This is a genomic window from Streptomyces fodineus (genome assembly GCF_001735805.1).
GTDB classification, from domain to species: Bacteria; Actinomycetota; Actinomycetes; order Streptomycetales; family Streptomycetaceae; genus Streptomyces; species Streptomyces fodineus.
The window spans coordinates 4,800,829-4,824,720 of sequence record NZ_CP017248.1 but is presented as its reverse complement, the minus strand read 5'-3'; the positions used below and the strand labels follow the sequence as shown (position 1 = coordinate 4,824,720).

General features: G+C 69.0%; 22 protein-coding genes. 8 read left to right on the top strand and 14 right to left on the bottom strand.

Translation table 11 applies throughout. From position 1 onward, the window contains the following. Nucleotides 1-105: 105 nt before the first annotated feature. A complete protein-coding gene (locus tag BFF78_RS20320; protein WP_193433502.1) occupies nt 106-1,146 on the bottom strand; it encodes a Yip1 family protein in 1,041 nt (346 codons plus the stop codon). A 706-nt stretch (nt 1,147-1,852) separates the two neighbouring features. Beyond that, nucleotides 1,853-2,050 carry a hypothetical protein gene (locus BFF78_RS48305; protein ID WP_079161403.1) on the bottom strand — a complete coding sequence of 66 codons (198 nt, stop codon included), beginning with the start codon at nt 2,048-2,050 and terminating at the stop codon, nt 1,853-1,855. 75 nt (nt 2,051-2,125) lie between these two features. Between BFF78_RS48305 and BFF78_RS20315 the strand changes: the two genes are divergently transcribed. Both BFF78_RS20315 and BFF78_RS20310 read left to right on the top strand, forming a co-directional pair. Continuing rightward, nucleotides 2,126-3,340, top strand: coding sequence for a helix-turn-helix domain-containing protein (locus tag BFF78_RS20315; protein WP_069779678.1), 1,215 nt, complete (start codon nt 2,126-2,128; stop codon nt 3,338-3,340). Between the two features lie 115 nt (nt 3,341-3,455). Next, a complete protein-coding gene (locus BFF78_RS20310; RefSeq protein ID WP_159033033.1) occupies nt 3,456-4,223 on the top strand; it encodes an HNH endonuclease in 768 nt (255 codons plus the stop codon). A 182-nt stretch (nt 4,224-4,405) separates the two neighbouring features. On the opposite strand, the gene BFF78_RS20305 is transcribed toward BFF78_RS20310, so the two are convergent. The 3 genes from BFF78_RS20305 to BFF78_RS20295 all read right to left on the bottom strand — a co-directional run bounded on the left by BFF78_RS20305 (nt 4,406) and on the right by BFF78_RS20295 (nt 7,959). Further along, nucleotides 4,406-4,990, bottom strand: a complete 585-nt coding sequence (locus tag BFF78_RS20305) for a recombinase family protein (RefSeq protein WP_069779676.1) — start codon at nt 4,988-4,990, stop codon at nt 4,406-4,408. 161 nt (nt 4,991-5,151) lie between these two features. Beyond that, a complete protein-coding gene (locus BFF78_RS20300) occupies nt 5,152-5,889 on the bottom strand; it encodes a hypothetical protein (protein ID WP_069779675.1) in 738 nt (245 codons plus the stop codon). 387 nt (nt 5,890-6,276) lie between these two features. Continuing rightward, complete coding sequence (locus BFF78_RS20295) at nt 6,277-7,959, bottom strand: recombinase family protein (RefSeq protein WP_069779674.1); 1,683 nt, start codon at nt 7,957-7,959, stop codon at nt 6,277-6,279. On the opposite strand from BFF78_RS20295, the gene BFF78_RS20290 reads away from it, so the two are divergent. Beyond that, a complete protein-coding gene (locus BFF78_RS20290) occupies nt 7,960-8,289 on the top strand; it encodes an antibiotic biosynthesis monooxygenase family protein (RefSeq protein WP_227025882.1) in 330 nt (109 codons plus the stop codon). Nucleotides 8,290-8,389: 100 nt separating this feature from the next. On the opposite strand, the gene BFF78_RS20285 is transcribed toward BFF78_RS20290, so the two are convergent. Both BFF78_RS20285 and BFF78_RS20280 read right to left on the bottom strand, forming a co-directional pair. After that, nucleotides 8,390-8,788, bottom strand: coding sequence for a YrdB family protein (locus BFF78_RS20285; RefSeq protein WP_069779672.1), 399 nt, complete (start codon nt 8,786-8,788; stop codon nt 8,390-8,392). Nucleotides 8,789-8,947: 159 nt separating this feature from the next. Further along, entirely contained in the window at nt 8,948-11,215 is a 2,268-nt protein-coding gene (locus tag BFF78_RS20280; protein WP_069779671.1) for a heterodisulfide reductase-related iron-sulfur binding cluster, read from the bottom strand. Between the two features lie 188 nt (nt 11,216-11,403). Between BFF78_RS20280 and BFF78_RS20275 the strand changes: the two genes are divergently transcribed. The 5 genes from BFF78_RS20275 to BFF78_RS20255 all read left to right on the top strand — a co-directional run bounded on the left by BFF78_RS20275 (nt 11,404) and on the right by BFF78_RS20255 (nt 16,709). Continuing rightward, entirely contained in the window at nt 11,404-12,447 is a 1,044-nt protein-coding gene (locus BFF78_RS20275) for an MraY family glycosyltransferase (protein ID WP_069779670.1), read from the top strand. A 94-nt stretch (nt 12,448-12,541) separates the two neighbouring features. Continuing rightward, nucleotides 12,542-14,389 carry a molecular chaperone DnaK gene (dnaK, locus tag BFF78_RS20270; protein WP_069779669.1) on the top strand — a complete coding sequence of 616 codons (1,848 nt, stop codon included), beginning with the start codon at nt 12,542-12,544 and terminating at the stop codon, nt 14,387-14,389. Continuing rightward, nucleotides 14,386-15,048, top strand: a complete 663-nt coding sequence (grpE, locus tag BFF78_RS20265; protein ID WP_069779668.1) for a nucleotide exchange factor GrpE — start codon at nt 14,386-14,388, stop codon at nt 15,046-15,048. Before dnaK ends, grpE begins: the two co-directional genes overlap by 4 nt. A 36-nt stretch (nt 15,049-15,084) precedes the next feature. After that, nucleotides 15,085-16,254 (top strand): molecular chaperone DnaJ, encoded by a 1,170-nt coding sequence (gene dnaJ, locus BFF78_RS20260; RefSeq protein WP_069779667.1) that lies wholly within the window; start codon nt 15,085-15,087, stop codon nt 16,252-16,254. Nucleotides 16,255-16,259: 5 nt separating this feature from the next. Next, the gene (locus BFF78_RS20255) at nt 16,260-16,709 is read left to right on the top strand and encodes a heat shock protein transcriptional repressor HspR (protein WP_069779666.1); all 450 of its coding nucleotides are present in this window, start codon (nt 16,260-16,262) and stop codon (nt 16,707-16,709) included. Between the two features lie 68 nt (nt 16,710-16,777). On the opposite strand, the gene BFF78_RS20250 is transcribed toward BFF78_RS20255, so the two are convergent. The 7 genes from BFF78_RS20250 to BFF78_RS20220 form a co-directional block, all read right to left on the bottom strand. Beyond that, on the bottom strand, nt 16,778-17,044 hold the full coding sequence (locus BFF78_RS20250) for a hypothetical protein (RefSeq protein ID WP_069779665.1): 267 nt from the start codon (nt 17,042-17,044) through the stop codon (nt 16,778-16,780). 43 nt (nt 17,045-17,087) lie between these two features. Further along, on the bottom strand, nt 17,088-18,524 hold the full coding sequence (locus BFF78_RS20245) for a WhiB family transcriptional regulator (RefSeq protein ID WP_069779664.1): 1,437 nt from the start codon (nt 18,522-18,524) through the stop codon (nt 17,088-17,090). A gap of 127 nt (nt 18,525-18,651) precedes the next feature. Further along, nucleotides 18,652-19,260 (bottom strand): hypothetical protein, encoded by a 609-nt coding sequence (locus BFF78_RS20240; protein WP_069779663.1) that lies wholly within the window; start codon nt 19,258-19,260, stop codon nt 18,652-18,654. After that, on the bottom strand, nt 19,257-20,297 hold the full coding sequence (locus tag BFF78_RS20235; protein ID WP_069779662.1) for a hypothetical protein: 1,041 nt from the start codon (nt 20,295-20,297) through the stop codon (nt 19,257-19,259). Before BFF78_RS20235 ends, BFF78_RS20240 begins: the two co-directional genes overlap by 4 nt. Next, nucleotides 20,294-20,920 carry a hypothetical protein gene (locus tag BFF78_RS20230; protein ID WP_069779661.1) on the bottom strand — a complete coding sequence of 209 codons (627 nt, stop codon included), beginning with the start codon at nt 20,918-20,920 and terminating at the stop codon, nt 20,294-20,296. Before BFF78_RS20230 ends, BFF78_RS20235 begins: the two co-directional genes overlap by 4 nt. A 25-nt stretch (nt 20,921-20,945) precedes the next feature. Further along, entirely contained in the window at nt 20,946-21,575 is a 630-nt protein-coding gene (locus BFF78_RS20225) for a hypothetical protein (RefSeq protein ID WP_069779660.1), read from the bottom strand. A 45-nt stretch (nt 21,576-21,620) separates the two neighbouring features. After that, complete coding sequence (locus BFF78_RS20220; protein ID WP_069779659.1) at nt 21,621-23,879, bottom strand: hypothetical protein; 2,259 nt, start codon at nt 23,877-23,879, stop codon at nt 21,621-21,623. Nucleotides 23,880-23,892: the final 13 nt, after the last annotated feature.

The window sequence follows — 23,892 nt, the reverse complement described above, 5'->3', positions numbered from 1 at the left end:
CGCCGGGCGACACCGGGCGTCACCGGGCATCACCGGGCACGTGAAGGGCCCCCGGCCGCAGCGCCGGGGGCCCTTTCCTGTGCACACAAGCGGGCGCGAAGACGGCTAGAACGTGCCCAGCTTCACTATCGACAGCAGCGCGATCAGCTGGATCGCCGACGCCCCCAGCGCCTTCGGCCAGGGCAGGTCGTGGGAGCGGGAGACCATCAGGGTCAGCAGGGCGCCCGCGCCGACCCAGGTGGCCCAGCCGAGCAGCTGGACGAAGGTCGCGTCGCCGCCGACGAACATGGCGACCAGCAGACGCGGTGCGTCCGTGAGGGCCGTGATCAGCATGGACAGGCCGACCGTCGGCTGCCAGGCGCCGTCGCCGCCGAGCTGGCGGGCCAGGGTGTGGGTGACCACGCCCAGGATGAACAGGCCGAACACCATCACGACCGCCGTGATCAGCACGATCGGCACCGCGTTGGACAGCGTCGCGCTGATCGCGTCCTTGCGGGCGCCGTCGAAGCCGAAGACGGCGAGCAGGCCGTAGAGGAACGTGGTGATGAGCGCCGGGGTCCACATCGTGTAGTCCCGCATGCGCAGGAAGGTCTGGTTGGGGGAGAAGACGATCCCCTTCAGCAGCTCCTTCCAGTGCAGCGGCGGGCCGAGCGGGGCGGCGGGTGCGGCGGCCGAGCCGGCGTGGTAGGTCGCGCCCTGGGTGTAGCCGGCGGCCTCGTCGACAGAGAACGCCTGGGTGTGGCCCGGGTTGTTGGCCGCGTACGGGTCGTGCCCCGCGGCGCCGCCCGGGTAGCCGCCGTCGTCCCCGAAGTACTCCGGGCCGTCGTCGGCCGGGCCCGGGTGTCCGTAGGACCGGTCCGGCCGGCCGTACGGCTGGCCCTGCGGGTACGACCGCTGTCCCGGCTGTGGGTACGACTGCTGCGGCGCCTGCGGGTAGCCGTACGAGGGCCCCGAGGGCTGCCCGTGCGACGCTCCGGGCCGGCCGTACGACGGTCCCTGCGGCGCCTGCTGTCCTTGGGGGGTGCGGTTGTCCCGGCCCCCGCGTCCGATCCTGAATCCAGCCACGTCATCGAACGTACCTGGTCCCGGAGAGTGACGTGCCGGGCCCGGGCGTCCAGGCCCGGCTTTGCGGCCGACCTGTGACATCCCCTAAGGGACCGTCAGCGCCTCGACCAGGGGCTCATCAGGGATTTCCCCCGGTTTCCCGCCCGGCCGTCCCGTACGGTCCGGCCCCACTCGCCGAAACGGGCGCTCAGTCCACGGAGTTGGCGGGGTACGGCGTCGAACGGGGGGGAGGAGGGGACCGCCGCGTTCACGGCGGTGGCGCGGCCGCTTCCCGGTTCCCCCGCCGGTTCTCACGCCGGCTCTCCGTGTCGGTCCGCCGCACCCGTACCGTCCGCCTCACCGGTCCCGCCCGTCACGCCAGGCGATCATGCGCGTGTTCGACTCGCGGCGACACCCCGGGGCGCCGCCGGCTCGGGGGCGTGGTGGGCCAGGATGGTGCCATGAGCGTTGTGAAGATCAGTGAAACTGTCAAGGTAAGCACATAGCATTGACCTGCGGCGATGCAAGCCACGGGACCCGCTGGCCCCCTACCAGCAGACTGGCTCAGCATCCCCGCCCACACAGAGGGGGCAAGGCCGCTTTTCCGTCCAGCCGCAACACTGGCAACCGCCAAATCCGCAGCAGCCATCGCACCAGATTTCGCCGTGGCCAGTGCAGCACCCGCAGAGGTCGCCGTACTTCCACAGGGACCAAGGGGGCTGGCCGCCCGTCCGTCCAGCGCGAAGGGGACTGGCTGGTCGGCGGATTGGGCGAGAGCGGCTAGCCGGTCGCTCCGGGGCCGTCGCCATCAGTGCCCGTCGGGGTGCCTGGCCATCAAGACATTGCAGTCCGTGACAGTCGTCTGATCATTGCCCGCGCGGGCCCAACTCCGGACCCTCGCAAGTTCGGCGCAACCGGCGCATCCCTCAACCGGTGTCGGCTCCAACCTCGGTTCCCTCAGCGGGAGTTGGACCGGAGCGCCGGGATAACTCCTTGGCTCAGTCATACCGCCCAGGTTCCGCCCGAAGTGGATCTAGAACTAGCGGCCACCTGTAGGCCAGATGTCGGCCAGAATCGGCACATGGGCAGTGACATCGGGGCCAACATCCGGCGCCTACGCGAAGAGCGCGAGTGGAGTCAGGCACGGTTAGCGCATGAGGTCTGCCGGGCAGCGGGGGTGATTGGTGATCCAGTCGGACGGCAGGAAGTCAGCCGATGGGAGACCGGAAAGCGAACACCCCGCGAATGGCTGCCGTTCCTCGCTGCCGCCCTGGGTGTGTCCGTGGAAGTGCTCAGGGCGCCTCAGAGCCCCGCTGAGCCCCCTTTGCCGACCCTGGCTGACTTCCTGCCCGAAGGGGACCCGCTTAGCCCGCTAGAGGAGCGCTCAGGGCGCATCGGCATGGGCACCGTGGATGACCTACAGAAGCGGGTGCACGGCCTACGGCTCGCCGATGACGTCCTAGCGGGGGGTGACCTAATCCGCCCTGCGCTGCGGGATTTACGGCGCGCTGTGAAGCTCTACCGTGAAAACAGCCACGGCAGCGAAGTAGGGCGAGCCCTGTTGCGCCAGATTGGCGAGTTAGCCCAAATCGCGGGATGGATTGCCAGCGACGCAGGACAGCATGCGGAAGCTGAGCGGATCTACCGGCTAGGAATCAGCGCGGCGAGACAGGCGGAGGATCACACGCTTGCCGGGAACATCGCCGGCTCGCTGGCCTACCAACTCAGCAACACAGGGCGGGAATCTGAGGGTTTGACGCTGGCGCAAGCCGCGCTCAATGACGCGGGTGCCGATGCTCCGCCGAAAGCGCGCGCGCTGTATCTCGACCGGGTTGCGTGGGCCCATACGAAATCCGGGGGAATCGAGAACGGCCAACGGGCCATGCGCGCACTAGGGGAGGCTGGGCAAGCGCTCAGCGAGGACAGCGCGGGAATGGAATCACCTGCCTACCTGTATTGGGTCGACGCTGGGGAACTCCGGGTCATGGAATCGCGCGTATACACGGAGCTGCATCGCCCCCTCCGTGCCGTGCCGTTGCTCCGGGGCGTCCTCAGCGAATACGACGCCACGCATACCCGAGAAATGGCGCTGTATCTCTCATGGCTAGCTGTGGCGCTAGCCGATGCGAACGAGCCTGAAGAGGCGGCAGTCGTGGCAGAGAGGGTTATCGCCCTGGCTTCTGATATTCCGTCCGAACGGACAGCGGAGAGGGTGCGCGTTATTCTCCGCCGGTTACAGGATTTTGCCGACGTGCCCGAAGTAGCCGAACTTCTCGCTGAGCACCAGGCAGCCTAGAGAGATGGGCGACGGCTGACGCACTACCCAGAGCACCGGTATCGGCCCTACCTCGGCTGAGCCAGTCAGATTGACGAGCAGGCACGCTGCATGGATTTCGATGCGAGGTTCAACCGTGAGTATCTCCGATAAGACTCGAAAGATTCTCTGGATTCGGTCTGGTGGTTGGTGCGCCATCTGCAAAGAGCAAGTGATCACGCCTGGTACTGCCTCGGATGACCCTTCTGTTTTCGGTGAGGAGGCGCACATTGTCGCGCGATCGAAGGGCGGCCCTCGGGCAGGAGGTTTGGCCGAAGAACTGATCGACGGTTATGCGAACTTGATCCTCTTGTGCAGCAAGGATCACAAGCGCGTGGATGACCAGCCGGAATATTTCACGGTGGAGCGGCTACGCCAGATCAAAGCAGACCACGAAACATGGGTACGGTCCCTGGCAGACGCTGATTCAGGACGCATGAGGCTAGTCCCTGATCCGGGGTTTCCGCAGCCTAGGGCGCTGAAGCTGATCACGCGCGGCAATCCGCTCTGGAACATGATCAAGGAGAGCGTCACGTTTGAGTTCGCCATGCCAGACAACCTGCATGACGACGATGAAGACTTGATTATCGAATTCATGGATCTACTGCGAGACTTTCTCGACATAGCCCCGGAGCTTGTAAGTGTCCGAGAGAATCGTGACGCAGAGAAGACAATTCAGCAGTACATCAGCCGGCTTGCCGAGCGTGGATTCCTTGTGGGTGCCTACGTTCGCCACATGCTTCTTAAGGGAGGGTCTGCTCAGGACGCTACTCCCTGGCCCATGCTCCGCGTCGAAGCACAGCTTTCAATCGAGGCGGTTGTTGCGACCGAGGATGGTACTCCCTATCCAAATCAGGCACGTTGATAGGGGCAGGTTAACGATCTGATCTGGGCAGACCCCCGGGTCCCGATTTCGCAGCGATGCGCGTTTCCGTGGGGGCTGGGTCCACGGAGCCCCTTGGCTCAGAGATTGACCCACCCCCGGTATCCAGACATGAGAAAGACCGTCCACCACATCGGGTAGGCGGTCTCTCAAGTCGGGCCGGGTCACTCCGTGTCGGCAAGCGCCCGGTACAGCGTTGCGCGGGACACCTTAAGCGCCTTGGCAATGGCCGTGACGCTCTCTCCCTTGGCCTTGAGAGCCTTGGCCGCAGCGAGCTTGTCAGCATCCATGACAGTGGGCCGCCCACCAGTCCGACCCTGAGCCTTGGCAGCGTCCAGACCCGCTCGGGTGCGCTCAACGATCATGTCTCGCTCAAGCTCAGCAAAGGCGACCATCATCGTGAAGAAGAACTTGCCCTCACCCCTCGGGGAGTAGCTACCGGCCAGCGTGCCCGTCAGAATCCGAAGCGCGACCCCCCGGGCGTGCAGATCCTCAGCGATCGTGAGCACGTCCTTCGTGGAACGGCCCAACCGGTCCAGCTTCCACACGGTGAGGGTGTCGCCCTCACGCATGTAGTCGAGAGCAGCGAGCAGCCCGGCACGGTCGGCGTTCTTGCCGGACGCCTTGTCCTCGAAGATGCGGGCGCACCCTGCCTCAGCGAGAGCGTCCGCCTGAAGCTGCGCATCCTGCGCGTTGGTGCTGACCCGCTGGTAGCCGATCAAGGTTCCGGTGCTCTTCGTCGTCGCCATACCGAGATCGTCTCATAACCCGTCTCAAAACATCAACCCTTTCAGGCGTGTTCTGAGACGGGTTTTGAACACCGAAAGCGCCCATCGGGCCGCCTTGGGTGGCCATCTCAATAACCATCGATTGTGAGACGCTCGCAGAAGGTCACGCACAGCAACGCGGGTCACGCGCTGGCCTGAACCTCCGGCAGTGCCACGCCGCGCCAACCCTCGTATCCCGAGAGCTTCCGGCGCGCGCCAAAGCGCTTGTCCATGGCGGCGAACAAGGCGCGCTTGCCAGCCACTGTGCCCAGAGTGCGAGCCAACACCGGTTCGGCCGTCGCGAACGCTTCCCAGACGGCAGAGGTGCGCACGTGCACGCTGTGCGGCGCGACCCCCAGGCGCTTGACCCACGCGACAGGATCACGCATCGGAGCCCGGAACGCCTCGAACTGTGAAGCCAACGAAAGGAGTTGAGTCGCGCGGGCATCGGAAGCCGACAGCATCTCGGAAGCCACGGAGTCCAGGGCGTGAAGGGTCTCCAGTGTGAACGGGGCCGGGGGCGTCTCAATAGCGGCAGCGTCACGGCGGAGCGATGCGGCTTGCTCGCGAACGGCTTCCTGCGCTCCCGCTTCTGCGGACGTCATGCCCGCCTCAACGAATTTCGCTCTACGCTCCAGTTCCTCACGCCGTTCCGTCGCCTCCAGGGCAGGCGCGTAGTGCCTGCGGAGCCCAGCAGTCACGTCCGCCAACCACTCGCCCATCCCCTTGCGGATCAGCGGCAGATCACGCCACTCCCCGCCCGGCGTCGTCCAGCTCGCCCCCGTCCATACGAATGGAAGCGGGTCACGGGCCTTGTCGGCATGCTGTGCGGCGACGGCGAGCGCTGCACGGGCGCGAGCGTTCTCTATGTACTTGGGCACGCGGGTAACTCCTCGTTGCTATGGCTGATCCGTGCTGTCTCGCAGGTGAGCGCCTGATCAGGTGACTTGCTGACGGTCAAATGGGGAGATCAACCTACTCCATTCCCGCAGGTCAGAGCATGAACAGGTGAATAGAGAGACATGAAAATAATCACTCGCTGTAGCGCAATGCCGAAGTGACGCCTTGAACGTCACCTTCGTCATTTCCGCAGGTCAGCGCGTTGATGAGTCGAGCGGATTCGTCACTGCCGTCATCTACGCCGACGCACCATGCACCTCTAGGGAGCGCAAGGGTTCCCAGCACGCCGGCTGTCTGCGGGCACGAGAAGCCCCGCCCGGGCAATCCCACCAGGGAGCACGAACGGGGCTCAGAGGGCGCTCAGGCGCCTACTTGGCTGGTGCTTCTGCCCAGTGCACAGTCACCCGATCCTCCGTGTTCGCGTTCCGGCCACGGCCGACGGACTTAGCGATGGTGATGCGGTCGAGGAAGAAAGCCAGGAAGCTACGTCGCTGCTCCAGGTCCCAACTGCCCCACGTCGATTCCGGCCCGATGGGGTCACCCTCCGAGGCCGTCCACTCCGAGGGGATGACCACGGTGCCGCTCTCATCCCGCCCCAGCTCCGCTACGCGCTCACTCACGCGAGCCTCATGGGCAGTCAGCCGCTCGACGGATTCAGCGAACATGGCCGTGCCGGTCGCCCCGGCGTACAGCCCTGCTTGTCGGTCGGCGTACAGCGTGCGGAGGGCTTCCCGTACGTGCTCCAACTCGGCCCGTGCGGCGGCTAGTTCGGCCTGCCGTTCGCCCGTGTCTGCCTGGGCAGCGAATCGGCGCGCTGCCTCCCCAAGCCATTCCAGGTCTTCACGGTCCTCGGGGTCCAGCGCAGTCAGGCGCGACCACACGGTGCGGGCGACCACATCGTCGGCGGCCTCCATGTTGATGGCCAGGCCACCATGTCCCGGCACAGCGCCGGACTGGGCACGGTTGCACCGGTAGAGCTGCTTGCCGTTGCGTCGGTCGGTCACCATGGACGATCCGCACACCCCGCAGAACAGCATCCCTGCCCCACCGAGCAGCGACGGCACAGACCGGCCAGCCTGCCTAACAACCTGCGGCGTACGGCCGTCTAGAACGTCCTGAAGGCGCCACCAGTCGTCAGCGGGAACGATGCCCTCATGTGCTACCAAGGGGGCGCCGGAGGCGTCACGCAAAATGACTCGCTTGGTGCCCTGGCGTTCGGCGGCATAGCCAGCAAGGCGAGGGTCACGCAGGATGCGCAGCACGGTCGAGGACACCCACGCAGTGCGCTCCAGCGGCTCACTTATGCCCCTGCCCCGCCGGGCGGCCACGCGCGCTGTCATGTCCGCCGCTTTGGTCCGCACGCCGTCTGTGTTCAGCCTGCGGGCAATGGCAGACGCGGCTACGCCGGACAACGCCCACTCGACCATCTGGCGCACGTGCGGTGCCTCTGCCGGGTCCGGGACCAGCTTGACCACCACCAGGTCCCCCCGCGGCTCACGGCTTGACTGGAAGCCGTACGGGGCCATGCCGGACACATGGGAGCCAGCAGCGCGCAGGGTCTCTTTGGTCGCCGTGATGTACGCCGACTTCAGGTCTGACTCTTGCTGAGCCAGCGCAGCGATGAGGCCGAAGATCGCAACGCCCATGGGAGTAGACGTGTCCAAGTAGGGCTCTTCGACGCTGACGAGCAGTACGCCGTATTTGGCAAGTTCCTCGTTGATCAGCATCGCTTCGAGGGCGCCCTGTCGGGTGAGCCGGGACAGCGAGAAGACAACCACTGCGTCTACGTGTCCGGCGCGAACGGCGGACATCATCTCTTCGAACGCGGGGCGGACCACTTTGGGGTCCCAGCCGGATTTTCCCACGTCGGCGAAGTGACCGGCGTTGTCCCAACCCTTGGCCGTGATCAGCGCCTCGCACTTGGTCCGCTGTGCTTCGGGGGACGACGCGGAGTCGTCCTCACGCTTCCTTGACTGTCGGATGTAGGACACTGCGCGCACATGGTCCAGATCAGGGGTCCAGTCGGGGCCCCGTTTGACGAGAGGTGTCATGTGCCTAGCGTAGTAAAAATCAATGTGCTGACCGTGCCCGCCGAGCAGCGGGAGGTGCTGGAGAAGCGGTTCGCCTCCCGCGCCCACGCGGTGGAGAACTCCGACGGCTTCGAGTGGTTCGAGCTGCTGCGCCCCGTCGAGGGCACCGACACCTACCTCGTCTACACCCGCTGGCGTGACGAGGAGTCCTTCCAGGCGTGGATGGAGGGCCCGATGAAGGCCGCGCACCAGGGAGGCGGGGAGGGCGCCGAGCGGCCGAAGCCGGCCGCCTCCGGCTCCACCCTGTGGTCCTTCGAGGTGGTGCAGCAGGCCGGCCCGAAGGGGGCTTAGGCGAGGGGGCGGATCCGTTCCCCGTCCGCCGCCCGCGGCAGGGCTCTGACCTGCGTGGGTCGGTTCGGGTGGTGGAACGGATCCGCCGCTCTCCAGCCGGTTACGCGGCGGGCTCGGCCGGCGGGGTGCGGCGGAAGGTTTCGGCCAGGGCTGTGTTCGCGACCACTACGACCGCCATGGCCGCGGCGGTGACCGGGTGTCCTACGCCGTACAGGGCCGTCGCACCGCCGCCCAGCACCACCGCCTTGACGACGAGCACGAGAGGCAGCCGTGGTCGCAGCCGTGCTCTGGGTGCCGCGAACAGCGCCCACAGGACGATCGCCAGCAGGGGCGTTCCCACGCCGAGCAGGACATGCAGGGCCGCGCCGGCGCCGACGGTGAATCCCCACCAGCCCAGGCACGCGAGCGCGGCGAGCTCGAGCAGGAACGCCAGGAGTTCGTTGGCGGCGTACCAGGGCCGTTCGTCGACAACGGCCGTGGCGCCGGGGCGTGTTGGCATGGGGTCCTCTCGGTGCGCGGGGGCCCAGCATGGCAGGGCGGCGGGGCCGGGGCCGCGCTTTCGCCGAAGACGCCCGCGGTCCCCGTCCGGTGCCGCGCATACGACGGCGCCCCCTGCCTGTGCGCTGCAGGGGGCGCCGTACGTGTGGGACCGGTGTTGTCACTTCACCGGCTCGGGCTCCGGCTCGTTCTCGGTCTCCGCCTCGCCGGCCGGGTCGACCGGGGTCTTGACGGAGTCGAGGAGCAGCTGGGCGACGTCCACGACCTGGATGGACTCCTTCGCCTTGCCCTCGTTCTTCTTGCCGTTGACCGAGTCCGTGAGCATGACCAGGCAGAACGGGCAGGCCGTCGAGACGATGTCCGGGTTGAGGGAGAGGGCCTCGTCGACGCGCTCGTTGTTGATGCGCTTGCCGATCCGCTCCTCCATCCACATCCGGGCGCCGCCGGCGCCGCAGCAGAAGCCGCGCTCCTTGTGGCGGTGCATCTCCTCGTTGCGCAGGCCAGGGACCTTGCCGATGATCTCGCGCGGGGGCGTGTAGATCTTGTTGTGGCGGCCCAGGTAGCACGGGTCGTGGTAGGTGATGATGCCCTCGACCGGGGTGACCGGGATCAGCTTGCCCTCGTCCACCAGGTGCTGCAGCAGCTGGGTGTGGTGGATGACCTCGTAGTCGCCGCCGAGCTGCGGGTACTCGTTGCCGATCGTGTTGAGGCAGTGCGGGCAGGTGGCGACGATCTTCTTCGCCGACTTCGGCTTCTTGGTCGACTCGTCCTCGTCGTCCTCGCCGAAGGCCATGTTCAGCGCGGCCACGTTCTCCATGCCGAGCTCCTGGAACAGGGGCTCGTTGCCCAGGCGGCGGGCGGAGTCACCGGTGCACTTCTCGTCGCCGCCCATGATCGCGAACTTCACGCCCGCGATGTGGAGGAGCTCCGCGAAGGCCTTGGTGGTCTTCTTGGCGCGGTCCTCCAGGGCGCCGGCGCAGCCGACCCAGTACAGGTACTCGACCTCGGTGAGGTCCTCGATGTCCTTGCCGACGACCGGGACCTCGAAGTCGACCTCCTTGGTCCACTCCAGGCGCTGCTTCTTGGCCAGGCCCCAGGGGTTGCCCTTCTTCTCCAGGTTCTTCAGCATCGTGCCCGCCTCGGAGGGGAAGGCCGATTCGATCATGACCTGGTAGCGGCGCATGTCGACGATGTGGTCGACGTGCTCGATGTCCACCGGGCACTGCTCGACGCAGGCGCCGCAGGTGGTGCAGGACCACAGGACGTCCGGGTCGATGACGCCGTTCTCCTCGGCGGTGCCGATCAGCGGGCGCTCGGCCTCGGCCAGCGCGGAGGCCGGGACGTCCTTCAGGGCCTCGGCCGACGCCTTCTCCTCGCCCTCCACGGTCTTGCCGCCGCCGGCCAGCAGGTACGGCGCCTTGGCGTGGGCGTTGTCCCGCAGGGACATGATCAGCAGCTTCGGGGAGAGCGGCTTGCCGGTGTTCCAGGCGGGGCACTGCGACTGGCAGCGGCCGCACTCGGTGCAGGTGGAGAAGTCCAGCAGGCCCTTCCAGGAGAACTGCTCGACCTGGGAGACGCCGAAGACGTCGTCCTCGCCGGGGTCGGTGAAGTCGATCGGCTTGCCGCCGGACGTCATCGGCAGCAGGGCGCCGAGCGAGGTCTCGCCGGTGGCGTTGCGCTTGAAGAAGATGTTCGGGAACGCCAGGAAGCGGTGCCAGGCCACACCCATGTCGGTCTTCAGCGCGACGACGATCATCCAGATGAAGGAGGTCGCGATCTTCAGGCCGGCGAAGAAGTAGGTGAGGTTCTGGAGCGTGGAGACGTCCATGCCCTTCAGCCACGACACGACCGGGTACGAGATGAAGAAGGAGGCCTCGTAGCCGTCGACGTGGTGCTGGGCGCCTTCGAGGGCGTGCAGCATGAAGATGCAGACGCCGACGATCAGGATGACGCTCTCGACGAAGTACGCCTGGCCGAAGTTGGAGCCCGCGAAGCGGGACTTGCGGCCGGGTGTGCGCGGGTGGCTCAGCTGGCGGATCGCGATCAGGACGAGGATGCCGAGGACCGTCATCGTGCCGATGAACTCGACGAAGACGTTGTACGGCGCCCAGTCGCCGATGACCGGCAGGATCCAGTCCGCCTGGAACAGCTGCCCGATCGCGTTGACGATCGTCAGCAGCAGGGAGAAGAAGCCCACCGCCACGAACCAGTGCGCGACTCCGACGATGCCCCAGCGGTTCATCCGGGTGTGGCCGAGGAACTCCCTGACCACGGTGAGGGTGCGCTGTGCGGGGTCGTTGGTCCGCGTCGCGGCGGGTACGGGCTGGCCCAGCCGCATGAAGTTGTAGATCTGGAGGAGGGCGCGGCCGAACAGTGCCACGCCGACCACGATCAGGACCAGCGACACGATGATCGCGGCGAGTTGCATTGGGGCTCCTGGGGCGGCCTCGAACTTAACCGAGCGACATTACTAAGCGGTAACTTATCCAGTCCGTCTGAGACTACCCCCATCTTCCTGCGGGATGCAGCAGGGCTCGGGGTGATGCGCATCATCCCACGGGTCATCGGATCGTGTTATTCGTACCGAATTGCTACATTCGCCCCTACCTTAGAGCCGTGCTCTACGGGATCGCCGCCGCCACCGCGGCCCTGCTCCTCGCCGCCGTCCTCTCGGCGCTGCTCAGGGTGCCCGCGTTGCGGGCGGGCATCCTCGACCGGCGGTGGCAGCGGCCCCTGCCCCTGTTCGGCGGGCTCGCCGTGGTGGTCGTCACCTGTCTCGTCGCCTGGGTGGGCCAGAAGACCCGGATCGCCCCGCTCGGCGACGGGGTCGTACGGCTGCTGTCCGCCGCCGCCGCGGTGGCCGTGCTGGGCCTGGTCGCCGACGTCTGGCGGCTCCGCCCGCGGGTTCTCGTCGCCGGTACGGCCGTGGCGGCGGCCTGTGTGGTGCCGTACGGCGAGACGGGCGTGTGGGGCGGGATCCTCGCCCTCGGCTGGATCGTGCTCGCCTCCCTCGCCTTCAAGGGGCTCGACCACGCGGACGGACTGGCCGGGACCGTCGGGGTGGTGACCGCGTTCGGGGCCGGCGCCTGTGCCGCCGCCGAGGTGATGGACGGGCTCGCCGTGCTGCTGAGCGTGCTCGCCGCCGCGCTCACCGGCTTCCTCATGCACAACTGGCATCCCGCGCGGATCGGGCTCGGCGCCTGCGGCTCGCTGTTCACCGGCTTCCTGCTGGCGTCGTCCGTCGTCTTCACGCGCGCGGGGTATGCCATCGGGCCGAGCGCGGCGGTGATGTTCTGCCTCACCGCGGTCGCCGTCGCCGACGCCGTCCTGGTGGTCCTCGCCCGGGCGCTGGCCCGGCGTCCGCTGCTGCGGCGCGGCCCCGACCACCTCGCACACCGGCTGCGCCGGCTCGGGCTCACCCCGGCGGGGTCGGTCGTGCTGCTGGGTGCGGGCTCCTTCTCCTCGGTGCTCGTCGGGGTGCTCGTGCACACGGGGTGGACGGGGGAGGGGGCCGCGCTGTGGGTGGCCGGCGGGGTGCTGTTCGCCGTCCTCGTACTCCTTCGTATCCGTGTCCGTATCCCCGTCCAGACATCTCGGGAGGGGGTATCGACGCAGGTCAGAGGGCAGGTGACCAGCCAGTTGCGTGTAAGGAACGGATAAGACTTGAGCCCCTACGACTCAGGTCTGTTGACCCATTCCCGGCTGTCGTGCACACTTGAGTCCGTTCCACTCAAGTCAGCTGGAGGAATCAACCATGGCACGTGCGGTCGGCATCGACCTGGGCACGACTAACTCCGTCGTCAGCGTTCTGGAGGGCGGCGAGCCCACCGTCATCACCAACGCCGAGGGCGCCAGGACCACGCCGTCCGTCGTCGCCTTCGCCAAGAACGGCGAGGTGCTCGTCGGCGAGGTCGCCAAGCGCCAGGCGGTCACGAACGTGGACCGGACCATCCGCTCGGTGAAGCGCCACATGGGCACGGACTGGAAGATCCAGCTCGACGGCAAGGACTTCAACCCGCAGCAGATCTCCGCGTTCATCCTGCAGAAGCTGAAGCGGGACGCCGAGGCCTACCTGGGCGAGAAGGTGACCGACGCGGTCATCACCGTCCCGGCGTACTTCAACGACTCCGAGCGTCAGGCGACCAAGGAGGCCGGTGAGATCGCCGGTCTGAACGTCCTGCGCATCGTCAACGAGCCGACCGCCGCCGCGCTGGCCTACGGCCTCGACAAGGACGACCAGACGATCCTCGTCTTCGACCTCGGTGGCGGCACCTTCGACGTGTCCCTGCTGGAGATCGGCGACGGCGTCGTCGAGGTGAAGGCCACCAACGGTGACAACCACCTCGGTGGTGACGACTGGGACCAGCGCATCGTCGACTTCCTGGTCAAGCAGTTCCAGTCCGGCCACGGCGTGGACCTGTCCAAGGACAAGATGGCTCTGCAGCGTCTGCGCGAGGCTGCCGAGAAGGCCAAGATCGAGCTGTCCTCGTCCACCGAGACCTCGATCAACCTGCCCTACATCACGGCGTCCGCCGAGGGCCCGCTGCACCTGGACGAGAAGCTCACCCGCGCCCAGTTCCAGCAGCTGACGGCCGACCTGCTCGAGCGCACCAAGACCCCGTTCCACAACGTCATCAAGGACGCGGGCATCGCCCTCTCCGAGATCGACCACGTCGTGCTCGTCGGCGGCTCCACCCGTATGCCCGCCGTGGCCGAGCTCGTCAAGGAGCTGACCGGTGGCAAGGAGGCCAACAAGGGCGTCAACCCGGACGAGGTCGTCGCCATCGGCGCCTCGCTCCAGGCCGGTGTCCTCAAGGGCGAGGTCAAGGACGTCCTGCTGCTCGACGTCACCCCGCTGTCCCTCGGTATCGAGACCAAGGGCGGCATCATGACCAAGCTGATCGAGCGCAACACCACGATCCCGACCAAGCGCTCCGAGATCTTCACCACGGCCGAGGACAACCAGCCGTCGGTGCAGATCCAGGTCTACCAGGGCGAGCGCGAGATCGCGGCGTACAACAAGAAGCTCGGCATGTTCGAACTGACCGGTCTGCCGCCGGCGCCGCGCGGCGTCCCGCAGATCGAGGTCTCCTTCGACATCGACGCCAACGGCATCATGCACGTCACGGCCAAGGACCTCGGCACGGGCAAGGAGCAGAAGATGACCGTCACCGGCGGCTCCTCGCTGCCGAAGGACGAGGTCGACCGGATGCGCCAGGAGGCCGAGCAGTACGCGGAGGAGGACCACCGCCGCCGCGAGGCCGCCGAGACCCGCAACCAGGGCGAGCAGCTGGTCTACCAGACCGAGAAGTTCCTCAAGGACAACGAGGACAAGGTCCCGGGCGAGATCAAGACCGAGGTCGAGGAGGCCGTCGCCGAGCTGAAGGAGAAGCTCAAGGGCGAGGACACCGCCGAGATCCGCACCGCCACCGAGAAGGTCGCGGCCGTCTCGCAGAAGCTGGGCCAGGCCATGTACGCCGACGCCCAGGCCGCGCAGGCGGGCGGCCCGGAGGGTGCCGCCGCCGGTGGCGCCAAGGCCGCCGAGGACGACGTCGTGGACGCCGAGATCGTGGACGACGAGCGCAAGGACGGTGCCGCGTGACGGAGGAGACCCCGGGCTTCGAGGAGAAGCCCGACGTCCCCTCCGGCGCCACCCCCGACGACGCCGAGTCGAAGGCCGCCCCCGAGGAGGGGGCGGCCCCGGCCGGGGACGGAAACGCAAGCGCGGGCCTGGTGGCCCAGCTGGACCAGGTGCGCACCGCGCTGAACGAGCGCACGCTGGACCTCCAGCGGCTCCAGGCGGAGTACCAGAACTACCGCCGCCGGGTCGAGCGCGACCGGATCGCGGTCAAGGAGATCGCCATCGCGAACCTCCTGACCGAGCTCCTGCCCGTGCTCGACGACATCGGCCGCGCGCGGGAACACGGCGAACTGGTCGGCGGCTTCAAGTCGGTGGCCGAGTCGCTGGAGACCGTCGCGGCGAAGATGGGCCTGCAGCAGTTCGGCAAGGAGGGCGAGCCCTTCGACCCGACCATCCACGAGGCTCTGATGCACTCCTACGCGCCGGACGTCACCGAGACGACCTGCGTGGCGATCCTGCAGCCCGGGTATCGCATCGGCGAGCGCACCATCCGCCCCGCGCGGGTGGCCGTCGCCGAGCCGCAGCCCGGCGCGCAGACCGTCAAGGCCGAGGGCGCCGAGGAGACCACCGAGGCGAAGCAGGCCGACAACGAGGAGAACGGTGGCCCGGACGAGGGCTGACGTGAAGACACTCAAGGGGAAGGAGGGGCGTCGGGGATGAGCACCAAGGACTTCATCGAGAAGGACTACTACAAGGTCCTCGGCGTCCCCAAGGACGCCACCGAGGCCGAGATCAAGAAGGCGTACCGGAAGCTCGCCCGCGAGTTCCACCCGGACGCCAACAAGGGCAACGCCAAGGCCGAGGAGCGCTTCAAGGAGGTCTCCGAGGCGAACGACGTTCTCGGCGACCCCAAGAAGCGCAAGGAGTACGACGAGGCACGCGCCCTGTTCGGCAACGGCGGCTTCCGCCCGGGGCCGGGCGCCGGCGGCAACTTCAACTTCGACCTGGGCGACCTCTTCGGAGGCGGCGCGACCACCCAGGGCGGAGGCTTCGGCGGCGGACTCGGTGACGTCTTCGGGGGCCTGTTCAACCGCGGCGGCACGGGCACGACCCGTACCCAGCCGCGGCGCGGCCAGGACATCGACACCGAGGTCACGCTGAGCTTCACGGAGGCCATCGAGGGCGCCACGGTGCCGCTGCGGATGTCCTCCCAGTCACCCTGCAAGGCCTGCTCCGGCACCGGCGACAAGAACGGCACACCGCGTGTGTGCCCGACCTGCGTCGGCACCGGGCAGGTCGCCCGGGGCTCCGGCGGCGGCTTCTCGCTCACCGACCCCTGCCCCGACTGCAAGGGCCGCGGCCTGATCGCCGAGCACCCCTGCATGGAGTGCAAGGGCAGCGGCCGCGCGAAGTCCTCGCGCACGATGCAGGTCCGCATCCCGGCCGGGGTGACCGACGGCCAGCGCATCCGGCTGCGCGGCAAGGGCGCGCCCGGCGAGCGGGGCGGACCGGCGGGCGACCTGTACGTGGTCGTGCACGTCGGCGAGCACCCGGTGTTCGGGCGCAAGGGCGACAACCTCACCGTCACCGTGCCGGTCACGTATCCCGAGGCGGCCCTCGGCGGCGAGGTCCGGGTACCCACCCTCGGCGGCCCGGCCGTCACCCTGAAGCTGCCGCCCGGCACGCCCAACGGCCGCACCATGCGCGCTCGCGGCAAGGGCGCGGTCCGCAAGGACGGCACCCGCGGCGATCTGCTGGTCACCGTCGAGGTGCGTGTTCCCACGGACCTGTCGGGGAAGGCTCGTGATGCGCTCGAGGCGTATCGCGAGGCGACCGCGGGCGAGGATCCGCGGGCGGAGCTGTTCGAGGCCGCGAAGGGAGACTGAGAGAGATGGACGGCCGTCGACGTAACCCGTATGAACTGACCGAGGAGACCCCGGTCTACGTCATCTCGGTGGCGGCCCAGCTCTCCGGACTCCACCCGCAGACGCTGCGCCAGTACGACCGCCTGGGCCTGGTCTCCCCGGACCGCACCGCCGGCCGGGGTCGCCGCTACTCGGCCCGCGACATCGAACTGCTCCGTCAGGTGCAGCAGTTGTCGCAGGACGAGGGCATCAACCTGGCCGGCATCAAGCGCATCATCGAACTGGAGAACCAGGTCGCCGCCCTGCAGTCCCGCGTCGCGGAGCTTCAGGCGGCCCTGGAGGGCGCGGCGGCCACGATGCAGCAGCGCGAGGCCGCCGTCCACGCCTCCTACCGCCGCGACCTGGTCCCGTACCAGGAGGTCCAGCAGACCAGCGCGCTGGTGGTGTGGCGGCCGAAGCGGCAGCAGAACGACTGAGGCAGCAGGGGCAGGGGCCCGGAGGGAAACCTCCGGGCCCCTGCCGTATGTGCCCGAAGGACCGTCGCTCAGTCCAGTTGCTCCGTCGAGCCGTCCGGATGGACCAGGAGGCGGATGGCGCCGCCGAAGCGGTTGTCGGTGATGCTGGCCGGGGTGGGCCCGCCGAGCTGCCGGGCGCGTTCTTGCAGGATCGTCAGGACGACGTCCTGGATGTCGCCGTAGGGCGGCGCGGTGACCGGGACGCCGTCGACCAGTGCGGCGTTGGGGGAGAAGACGTGGACCTGGGCGTCGGAGGCGGTGCCCGGGGCGGAGGGCGTCGGCGTCGGTTCGGTCATCGGATCCTCTGAAGGTGCGGGCGGCGGGCTTGGGCGGAGGGGGTCAGGCGATCTTCGGCGTGCCCGGGACGGCGGGGCCCCCGTGCCCGGCCCGCGCGTAGGTGCCGCGCGAAAGCCGTTGCAGGCGGCCCGCCTTGACCAGGGCGGACAGGACATTGCTGATCGTCTTGGACGGGTCGCCGTAGACGCCCGGCGGCAGCGCGCGCCGCACGTCGCGGGCGGAGAACGGGCCGGGGAACGTCTCCACCGCCCGCTCCACGGCGGCGCGGATGCTGGGCGCGGTCGGCGGACGGCGGCGCGGCCCCGGGGCAGCCGTGCCCGTGCCGGGGCCGGCGGGGGCGTCCGGGGACGCCGGGTGGGGCAGATGGGGGCGCAGCTTGTCCAGGGCCGAGCGGATGGTCGTCAGCAGGTCGTCGTCGCCGTCCGCCGTGGCGGCCAGCATCGTCGCCACCTTCTCGATGTTGCCGAGGCCGGCGGCCAGTTCGCGCAGCAGCGGGTGCAGCACGTCGTGGCGCAGTGCGGCCACGGGGTCCTTGGTGGCGAGTTCGACCGAGATGGATCCGCTGAGCAGGCGGGGCCGGGCCACGGTCTCGCCGCCGTCCTCCTCGGGGACGAGGGAGGCCACGGCGGCGCGCACGGCCCGGACCTCGCCGAGCGTCTCCGGGCGCACCTCGCTGCCCGGCAGGCACACCAGCATCGCGACGAACTGCTCCAGGCTGGCCAGCGCGGGCAGGGTGGTGCGCACCAGCGGGCCGAGCAGCGCCTGCCGTACGGCCTGGGCGGGATCCTCGTAGGAGAAGGCGATCCGCTCCCCGGCCCCGGCCGCTGTCATGTGTTCGTTCCCGCTTTCCGTGTGCCCGGTCGCCCCGGGCGGTCGTGGTGCTCTCGGTCTTCGTGCGTGGGCCGGCTGTGCCGGATCGGCCGAGGGATGCCTCGGCTCCTCGTGGCCGCTCGGTGGTTCGTCCTGCAGGAGGTCGAAGGCGTCGAGGATCTGCTCCAGGGTGGGCAGGCCGTGGCCGGCGGCACGGTGGCGGATCGTTTCAGCGGAGCGTGAGCGCACCCGGGTCAGACGCCGCGCCTGGTCCTCGGCGCCGTCCGCGACCCGGTTCGGCAGATCGCCCGAGGCGTCGCCGATGCCGAGCGCACGGCGCATCCGGCGGCGGTCCTCGGGGACGGTCGCCGCCGCGTAGCCGTAGGGCTCGGCGTAGGCCACCGCGTCCTGGAGGCACTCGGCCCACAGGGGGCAGGAGGCGCACAGGTCGCGGGCGGTGCGCAGCAGGACGAGATGCTGGCGGCGCTGTTCGGGCGGAGCGCCGGGAACTGCCGCGGGATCCGGCGCGTGCTCCAGCAGCGGGTGCTGGAAGACGTCCGGGCGGCGGCGGCAGGGCAGCGCCGCGATGGGTATGTACGGCCCCCGATGCCGCTCACGCGCGCGTGGCGTGGGCAGTGCGGGCAGCGTCGTAGGACGTGCCAGGCGCATGTATGAAGTCCCCCGTGGTGATCTTTGAGCGTGGGGGACTTTAAAGCACAGTGCAAAACCCGTGCAACGCATCTGCAAATCGCGTATAGGGCTGAGACAGTGACGCGACGAAACATTCACAACGGCCTCAACTGTCCGCCCGCGTCTTCACCTTGTCACCCGGCTTCGCAGCGGAGCCCCTGCGCAGCCTTGTGAGCAGCGATTTCGCCGTTCCGCCGCGCAGCGCCAGCACCGAGAGAAGGCCGAGGAATCCGGTCGGGACGCCGGCCTCCGGCGCGAACATCCCGACGACGGAGGCGATGACCAGCATCACATCCGCCAGCACCACGGTCACGCCCCGCCGCCCCGGGTGCTCCTTCACCATCCACGCACCGAGCAGCGCCATCCCGGCCAGCGCCCAGTAGCCGAAGACGGCCTGGCCGGTGAGGACGGCGCTCGCGCTGCCGCGTGCGTTCTCGCCGATGGCGGAGAAGTAACCCACCAGCGCGGACGTCAGGACGCTCGACGCGAGTGCCAGCAGAAGCTGTGTACGGCGGCGCAGCAGCCAGACGACCGTGCCCAGCACCACCAGTGCCACGACCGTGATGAAGGAGGAGCCGCTGCGCGCCGCGAGCGTGACGAGCGTGTAGACGGCGGCCAGGCCGAAGACGATGCGCGGCAGGAGACGCACTGCCCAGGGGTCGTTCTTGTCCTGGCCAAGGAAGCGGCGGACCGCCGACTGTGGCTTGCCGCTCATCCGAGCCCCGTTTCCGTGGACTCCTTGCCGAGGGCGGGCGCGGGTGGGGCCGGGGGTGTGACGGCCGCTCCGGCGGGCTGGGTCCTGAGCGCGGTGGGAACGGGCTTGAACCCCAGTTGCCATACCGGGACGGACGCTGCGGGCTTCGGCGCCGGGGTCCCGGCCTTCGCCGCCGGCTCTGCGGGGGTCCGTTCGGCCGCCACCACGGGGGTCCGTTCGGCCGCCACCGCGGCACAGGAGGCCTCGACGGCGGCTTGCCGGACGGCGGGCTCCTGCTGCGCGTAGGTCTTCGGGTCGATGTAATGCGGGAGGGTGGGGTCGTCCACCTGAAGCTGCGCGCGTACGGCGTCGGCGCCGAGTTCCTCCTTCGCCTCCGGCGACCAGCCGCCGGGCGGGGTGTAGGCGAAGTGGATGCCGTCCAGGCCGACCTGCTGGTTGGCCTGGAGGGCCGGCAGCTCCGTGTTGTAGAGGATCGAGCGGGTGTGGGCGGTCTGGGCGAAGACGACCGCGGGGCCCTTGGCTGCCTTTGCGTAGGTTTCGGATATGCCGGCCCAGATGCTGCGGGCCCAGTCGTAGGTGAAGCCCTCGTCTGCGCCACCGAGCTCCTTGAGGACCCTGTCCTCGAAGAGGTACATCTCGTTCAGATGACGCCCTGCTTCGGTTGTCTCCAGCGTCTGCGCCGAACCGGCATGCCGCGCGTTCTGCGTCCTGGCCCAGGCCTCGGCGATGTACCGGTTGTCAAGGAAGTGCTCGCCCTTCCAGTTCGGCGGCGCGTCCGGGTGCTCGGTGCCGTGCGACCAGAAGGCGCTGGTCGGGCTGGTCCCCTCGGGAGGTGTCACGCCCTTCGAGTCCTTCGTCAGGGCCTCGACGTACTCCTTGGCCGAGCTGAAGCCAGCGGCCTCGGCCTCCGCCTCCACGCGACGGGCGATCGCCCGTGCTCCGTCCCGGGTGTTCGCCTTCCGAGCCTGCTCGGCCTCCTCCTTGGCGATCCTCAGGGCGAGACGCTCGATGTACTTGGGTATCGGCTGAGGGCTCACAGTCCTCCGATCTCGGCGGGACGGGGATAGAACTCCGCGGCCAGGTTGGCGGCGCCGCGACGAGGAGAGGGGCCGACGGTGTCGGCCTTGAGGGAGATCTCCATGATCACCATGGGAGCCGTGGCCTCCTGAGGCATCCAGTACGCCAGGCGGTACGGATCCTGCTGCTCCCACCGGTCGTCGCGCGATCCGACGTCGTAGCCGCCGAGGTTCTCGGGGAAGTCCTCGGCATCCCAGGCGCCCTCCCAAGTCGGCTCGCCCAGGACCGCGGTCGCCGCCGTCAGGTATACGGGCCAGACACGCACCGCTTCCGACAGCAGCTCAGGGTTGTCCTCGACGGTCTCCGCGTGTGCTCCCCACAGCCAGTGGCTCAGGTGTGTGACAGGTGCCCAGGTGCCCCCGACGTTGTTCAGCGCGAAGTCGCCGCCCGTGTCGGTGCGGACCTGAAGAACGCGCTCGAAGCTCGTGGGCGTCCAGCCGAACTGGGCGCACCACATCTCCAGCCCGTGGCCCGGGTACGGCGGTCCCGCCCACACGGTCGGCCAGTCCGCGTCTGCGAGCCCGCGCAGCTCGGTGACCAGTTCCTGGGGAGAGCGGGGCTGTCGGCCCGATGCGATTCCCACGGTCAGTTCCTCGTCTCTCTCGTCGTCACAACAGCCAGCCCACCCCGTCGTCCGCCGCGTCGGCCGGCCCGTGGCAGGCGAGAGAGATCGTCGCACTGCCGGGGCCCCAGCCTGCCGCCATGCCCGGTGACAGCCTCGTGCCGAGCACGAACAGCGGTGCTCCGGGCGTACGGAAGGACCACACGGCCAGCCGGTAGGGGTCCCGGTGCTCCGCGCGCCACTCGCTGTCCCCCCAGTACCCGGGGCCGGGCGGCTCCGGGAAGCCGGTCGTGTCCGGGTCGCCGCTCCACGTGGGAGGGCCCAGGACCGACTGGGCGGCGGTGAGGCAGCTGGGCCATCTGCGGGCCGCGAGGGCCATCACCGGGCCGTTCTCCGCCGCCGAGTCCGCCCGCACCGCCCACACGGTGTGCTCGACCCGGGTCACCGGGCGGCCGGTGGCCACCGAGGCCAGCCGGAGCCGGCCGCCCAGCGGGGTGCGGACCCACTGCCCCGCCTCGAACCACAGCGGGTGCCAGCCGAAGCCCGCGCACCACCGCCTCCGCTGCTCCGCCTCGTCGGGGACCCCGGCCCAGATCGCGGACCAGTCCACTTCGACGAGCCGCTGCAACTCCGCGACCAGCTGGTCGGGCGTGCGGTCGGCGGTCAGGGCGGGCATCGGGCGGCTCCTCGGTACGGGGGCGGGAACGGCGCGCGAGCAGGGTCAGACGCGGCCGTTGGGGTTACGGGGGTCCCTCGGCGGTGTGGGCGCCGGCGGTCGCGGCGCGACCGGGGGCTCCGGTGCCGGCACCCGGGGCGCGGGAGGCCGGGGCTGGGGCTGCGGATGCGGCCGGGGCTGTGACTGGGGCTGTGGGTGCAGCCGTGGCTGCGATTGCGGCTGCGGCTGGGGTGCCGGCGCGGGGTGGTGCTCGACCGGCGCCGTGGGCTGGGGAGCCGTGGACTGCGGGGCCGGCCGGCCCGTGGCGGAGCTGACGCGGCGTCCGCGGCGCGGGGCCGGCGCCGCCTCCGGCGGGGCCTTCCGCTCCTCGGGTTCCGGCCGGTCCGCCTTCTCCGCGTACGCCGTGCGGGCGTTCTTCGCCTGCTCGTACGCCGCCTGCCGCTGCTCCCGCTTCGACTGGCCCAGCACGCCCCAGCTCTGGAGCTTCTCGCGGCCCTTGCCCTTGAAGGCCACCTTGTCGATCGCCCAGGAGCCGCCGCGTACCGCTCCCTTGGCGCCGGTACCCGCGACGCGGCCGCCGGCGCGCGGCACCGCCATGGCGAGCCCCGGTGCCATCGCGGCCGCCTTGCCGAAGGCGGAGTCCGCGGTGTCCCGGATGCCGAGCGCGTCCTCGCCGCCCGCGATCTGCGGGGTGAAGTTTCCGCTGAGCAGCTTCTTCAGCATCATCACGATGGCGATGGTGACCAGGAGCAGCAGAAGCAGCTGGGTGCCGAGGGCGACCTTGGCCGGAAGGATCATCTGGTAGAGGACCAGCAGCACGCTGAGGATGACGCCGAAGCCCGCCCGCAGCACGAAGCTGTGGATGAACGTCTCCAGCCAGCTCTTCATCAGCTTCTGCTGGGAGGGGTGGATGCCGAGCGTGGCCACCAGCGGCAGCAGGATCACCAGGATCAACGTCACGGCGTGCCAGAGCAGCGTGAGGGCGCTGAGCACGATGACCATCAGGCCGACGATGAGCGCGGCGACGACCGAGTAGAACGCGAGACCCACGCGGTTCCCGGCGTTCTTGCCGGCCCAGTCGTTGAAGGCGACCGGGTAGATGTTCTTGTCGGATACGTCGTCGCCCTTGTCGTAGCCGCCCGCGATCTCCCGGCGGATGGGCGTCCACCGGAGCATCATCTTGTCGACCGGCTTCTTGTCGAAGGCCTCCTTGTTGGTGACGGACTGGGCCACGAGCTGACGCACCCGCAAGTCCTCGCAGCGGGCGCCGCGTCCCCACTCACAGGTCGCGCTCGGCTCCTTCGGGACGCAGGCGCCGCCCTCGATCTTCCCGCCGTCGTTCTTGAAGATGCAGTTCTTGCCCGGGTCGCCGAACTGGCCCAGGGCCCAGGGCCGGAAGGCGAGCGTGTCGTACATCGCGCAGCTGGAGATGCGCAGTCCGCGGTTGTAGGCGTTGTCAGGCAGGTCGCATGGCGGCTGCATGCGGCCGCTGGTCCCGCTGAGCACTGCCTCGGTGAGCGCTGAATTGGCCTCGGCGATATAGGAGTCCGCGCTGCTGACGACCCTGTCGTAGTTGCCGCCGGTCAGGAACGCGGTGACCGCGATGACCGTGAGCGCGGACCAGGAGATGCCCGCCCACACCTCGCGCATGTCGCCCTTGCGCCATTTGGTGAACACCCACAGGCCGACCAGCAGGATCATGACCGGCACGGCGGGCTGCAGGACGTTCTTCTTCAGGGACGCGACGACACTGTCCCGGCCGTCGTAGAGGCCGGAGAGCGGGCTGGGGTTCGATGCGGACTCCTTGATGGAGATGGCCGCGCGCGTGAGGATCTTGGTGCCGTCGAAGATGGAGTTCGCGATGCCGTTGTTGACGTAGGACATGACGGAGCAGCTGTCCGCGCCGCTGCCGAAGGAGCCGTTGCGCTCGGAGGCGTTGCCTCGGCCCTTGAACGTCTGCGACCAGTTCAGGCCGCGCATGGCGTCGAGTTCGTAGATCGTGTACTGGTCGGCGGCGAGCGGCATCTGGACCGCGCCGGTGACCGTTCCGCTGGGGTCGGTGAGCGAGCCCGCCTGGTTGCCCTTCTCCCACTGGGCGGTGGCCGCGAACATGGACTCGCCGTTCGAACCCGGCGTGTCCAGCTGGTAGCTGTCGTCCCCGGTGAAGTCGCACGAGAAGTCCGCGTACGCCGACGACGGTACGGCGAGAACGAGCGCCGTCAGCGTCAGTGCCAAGAAGAGGACGGCACGGACCACCACACCTGCCTTGCCTATGGCGCGGTGCAGCGTGGTGCGCGAGGGCATCTGTAATCCTTCG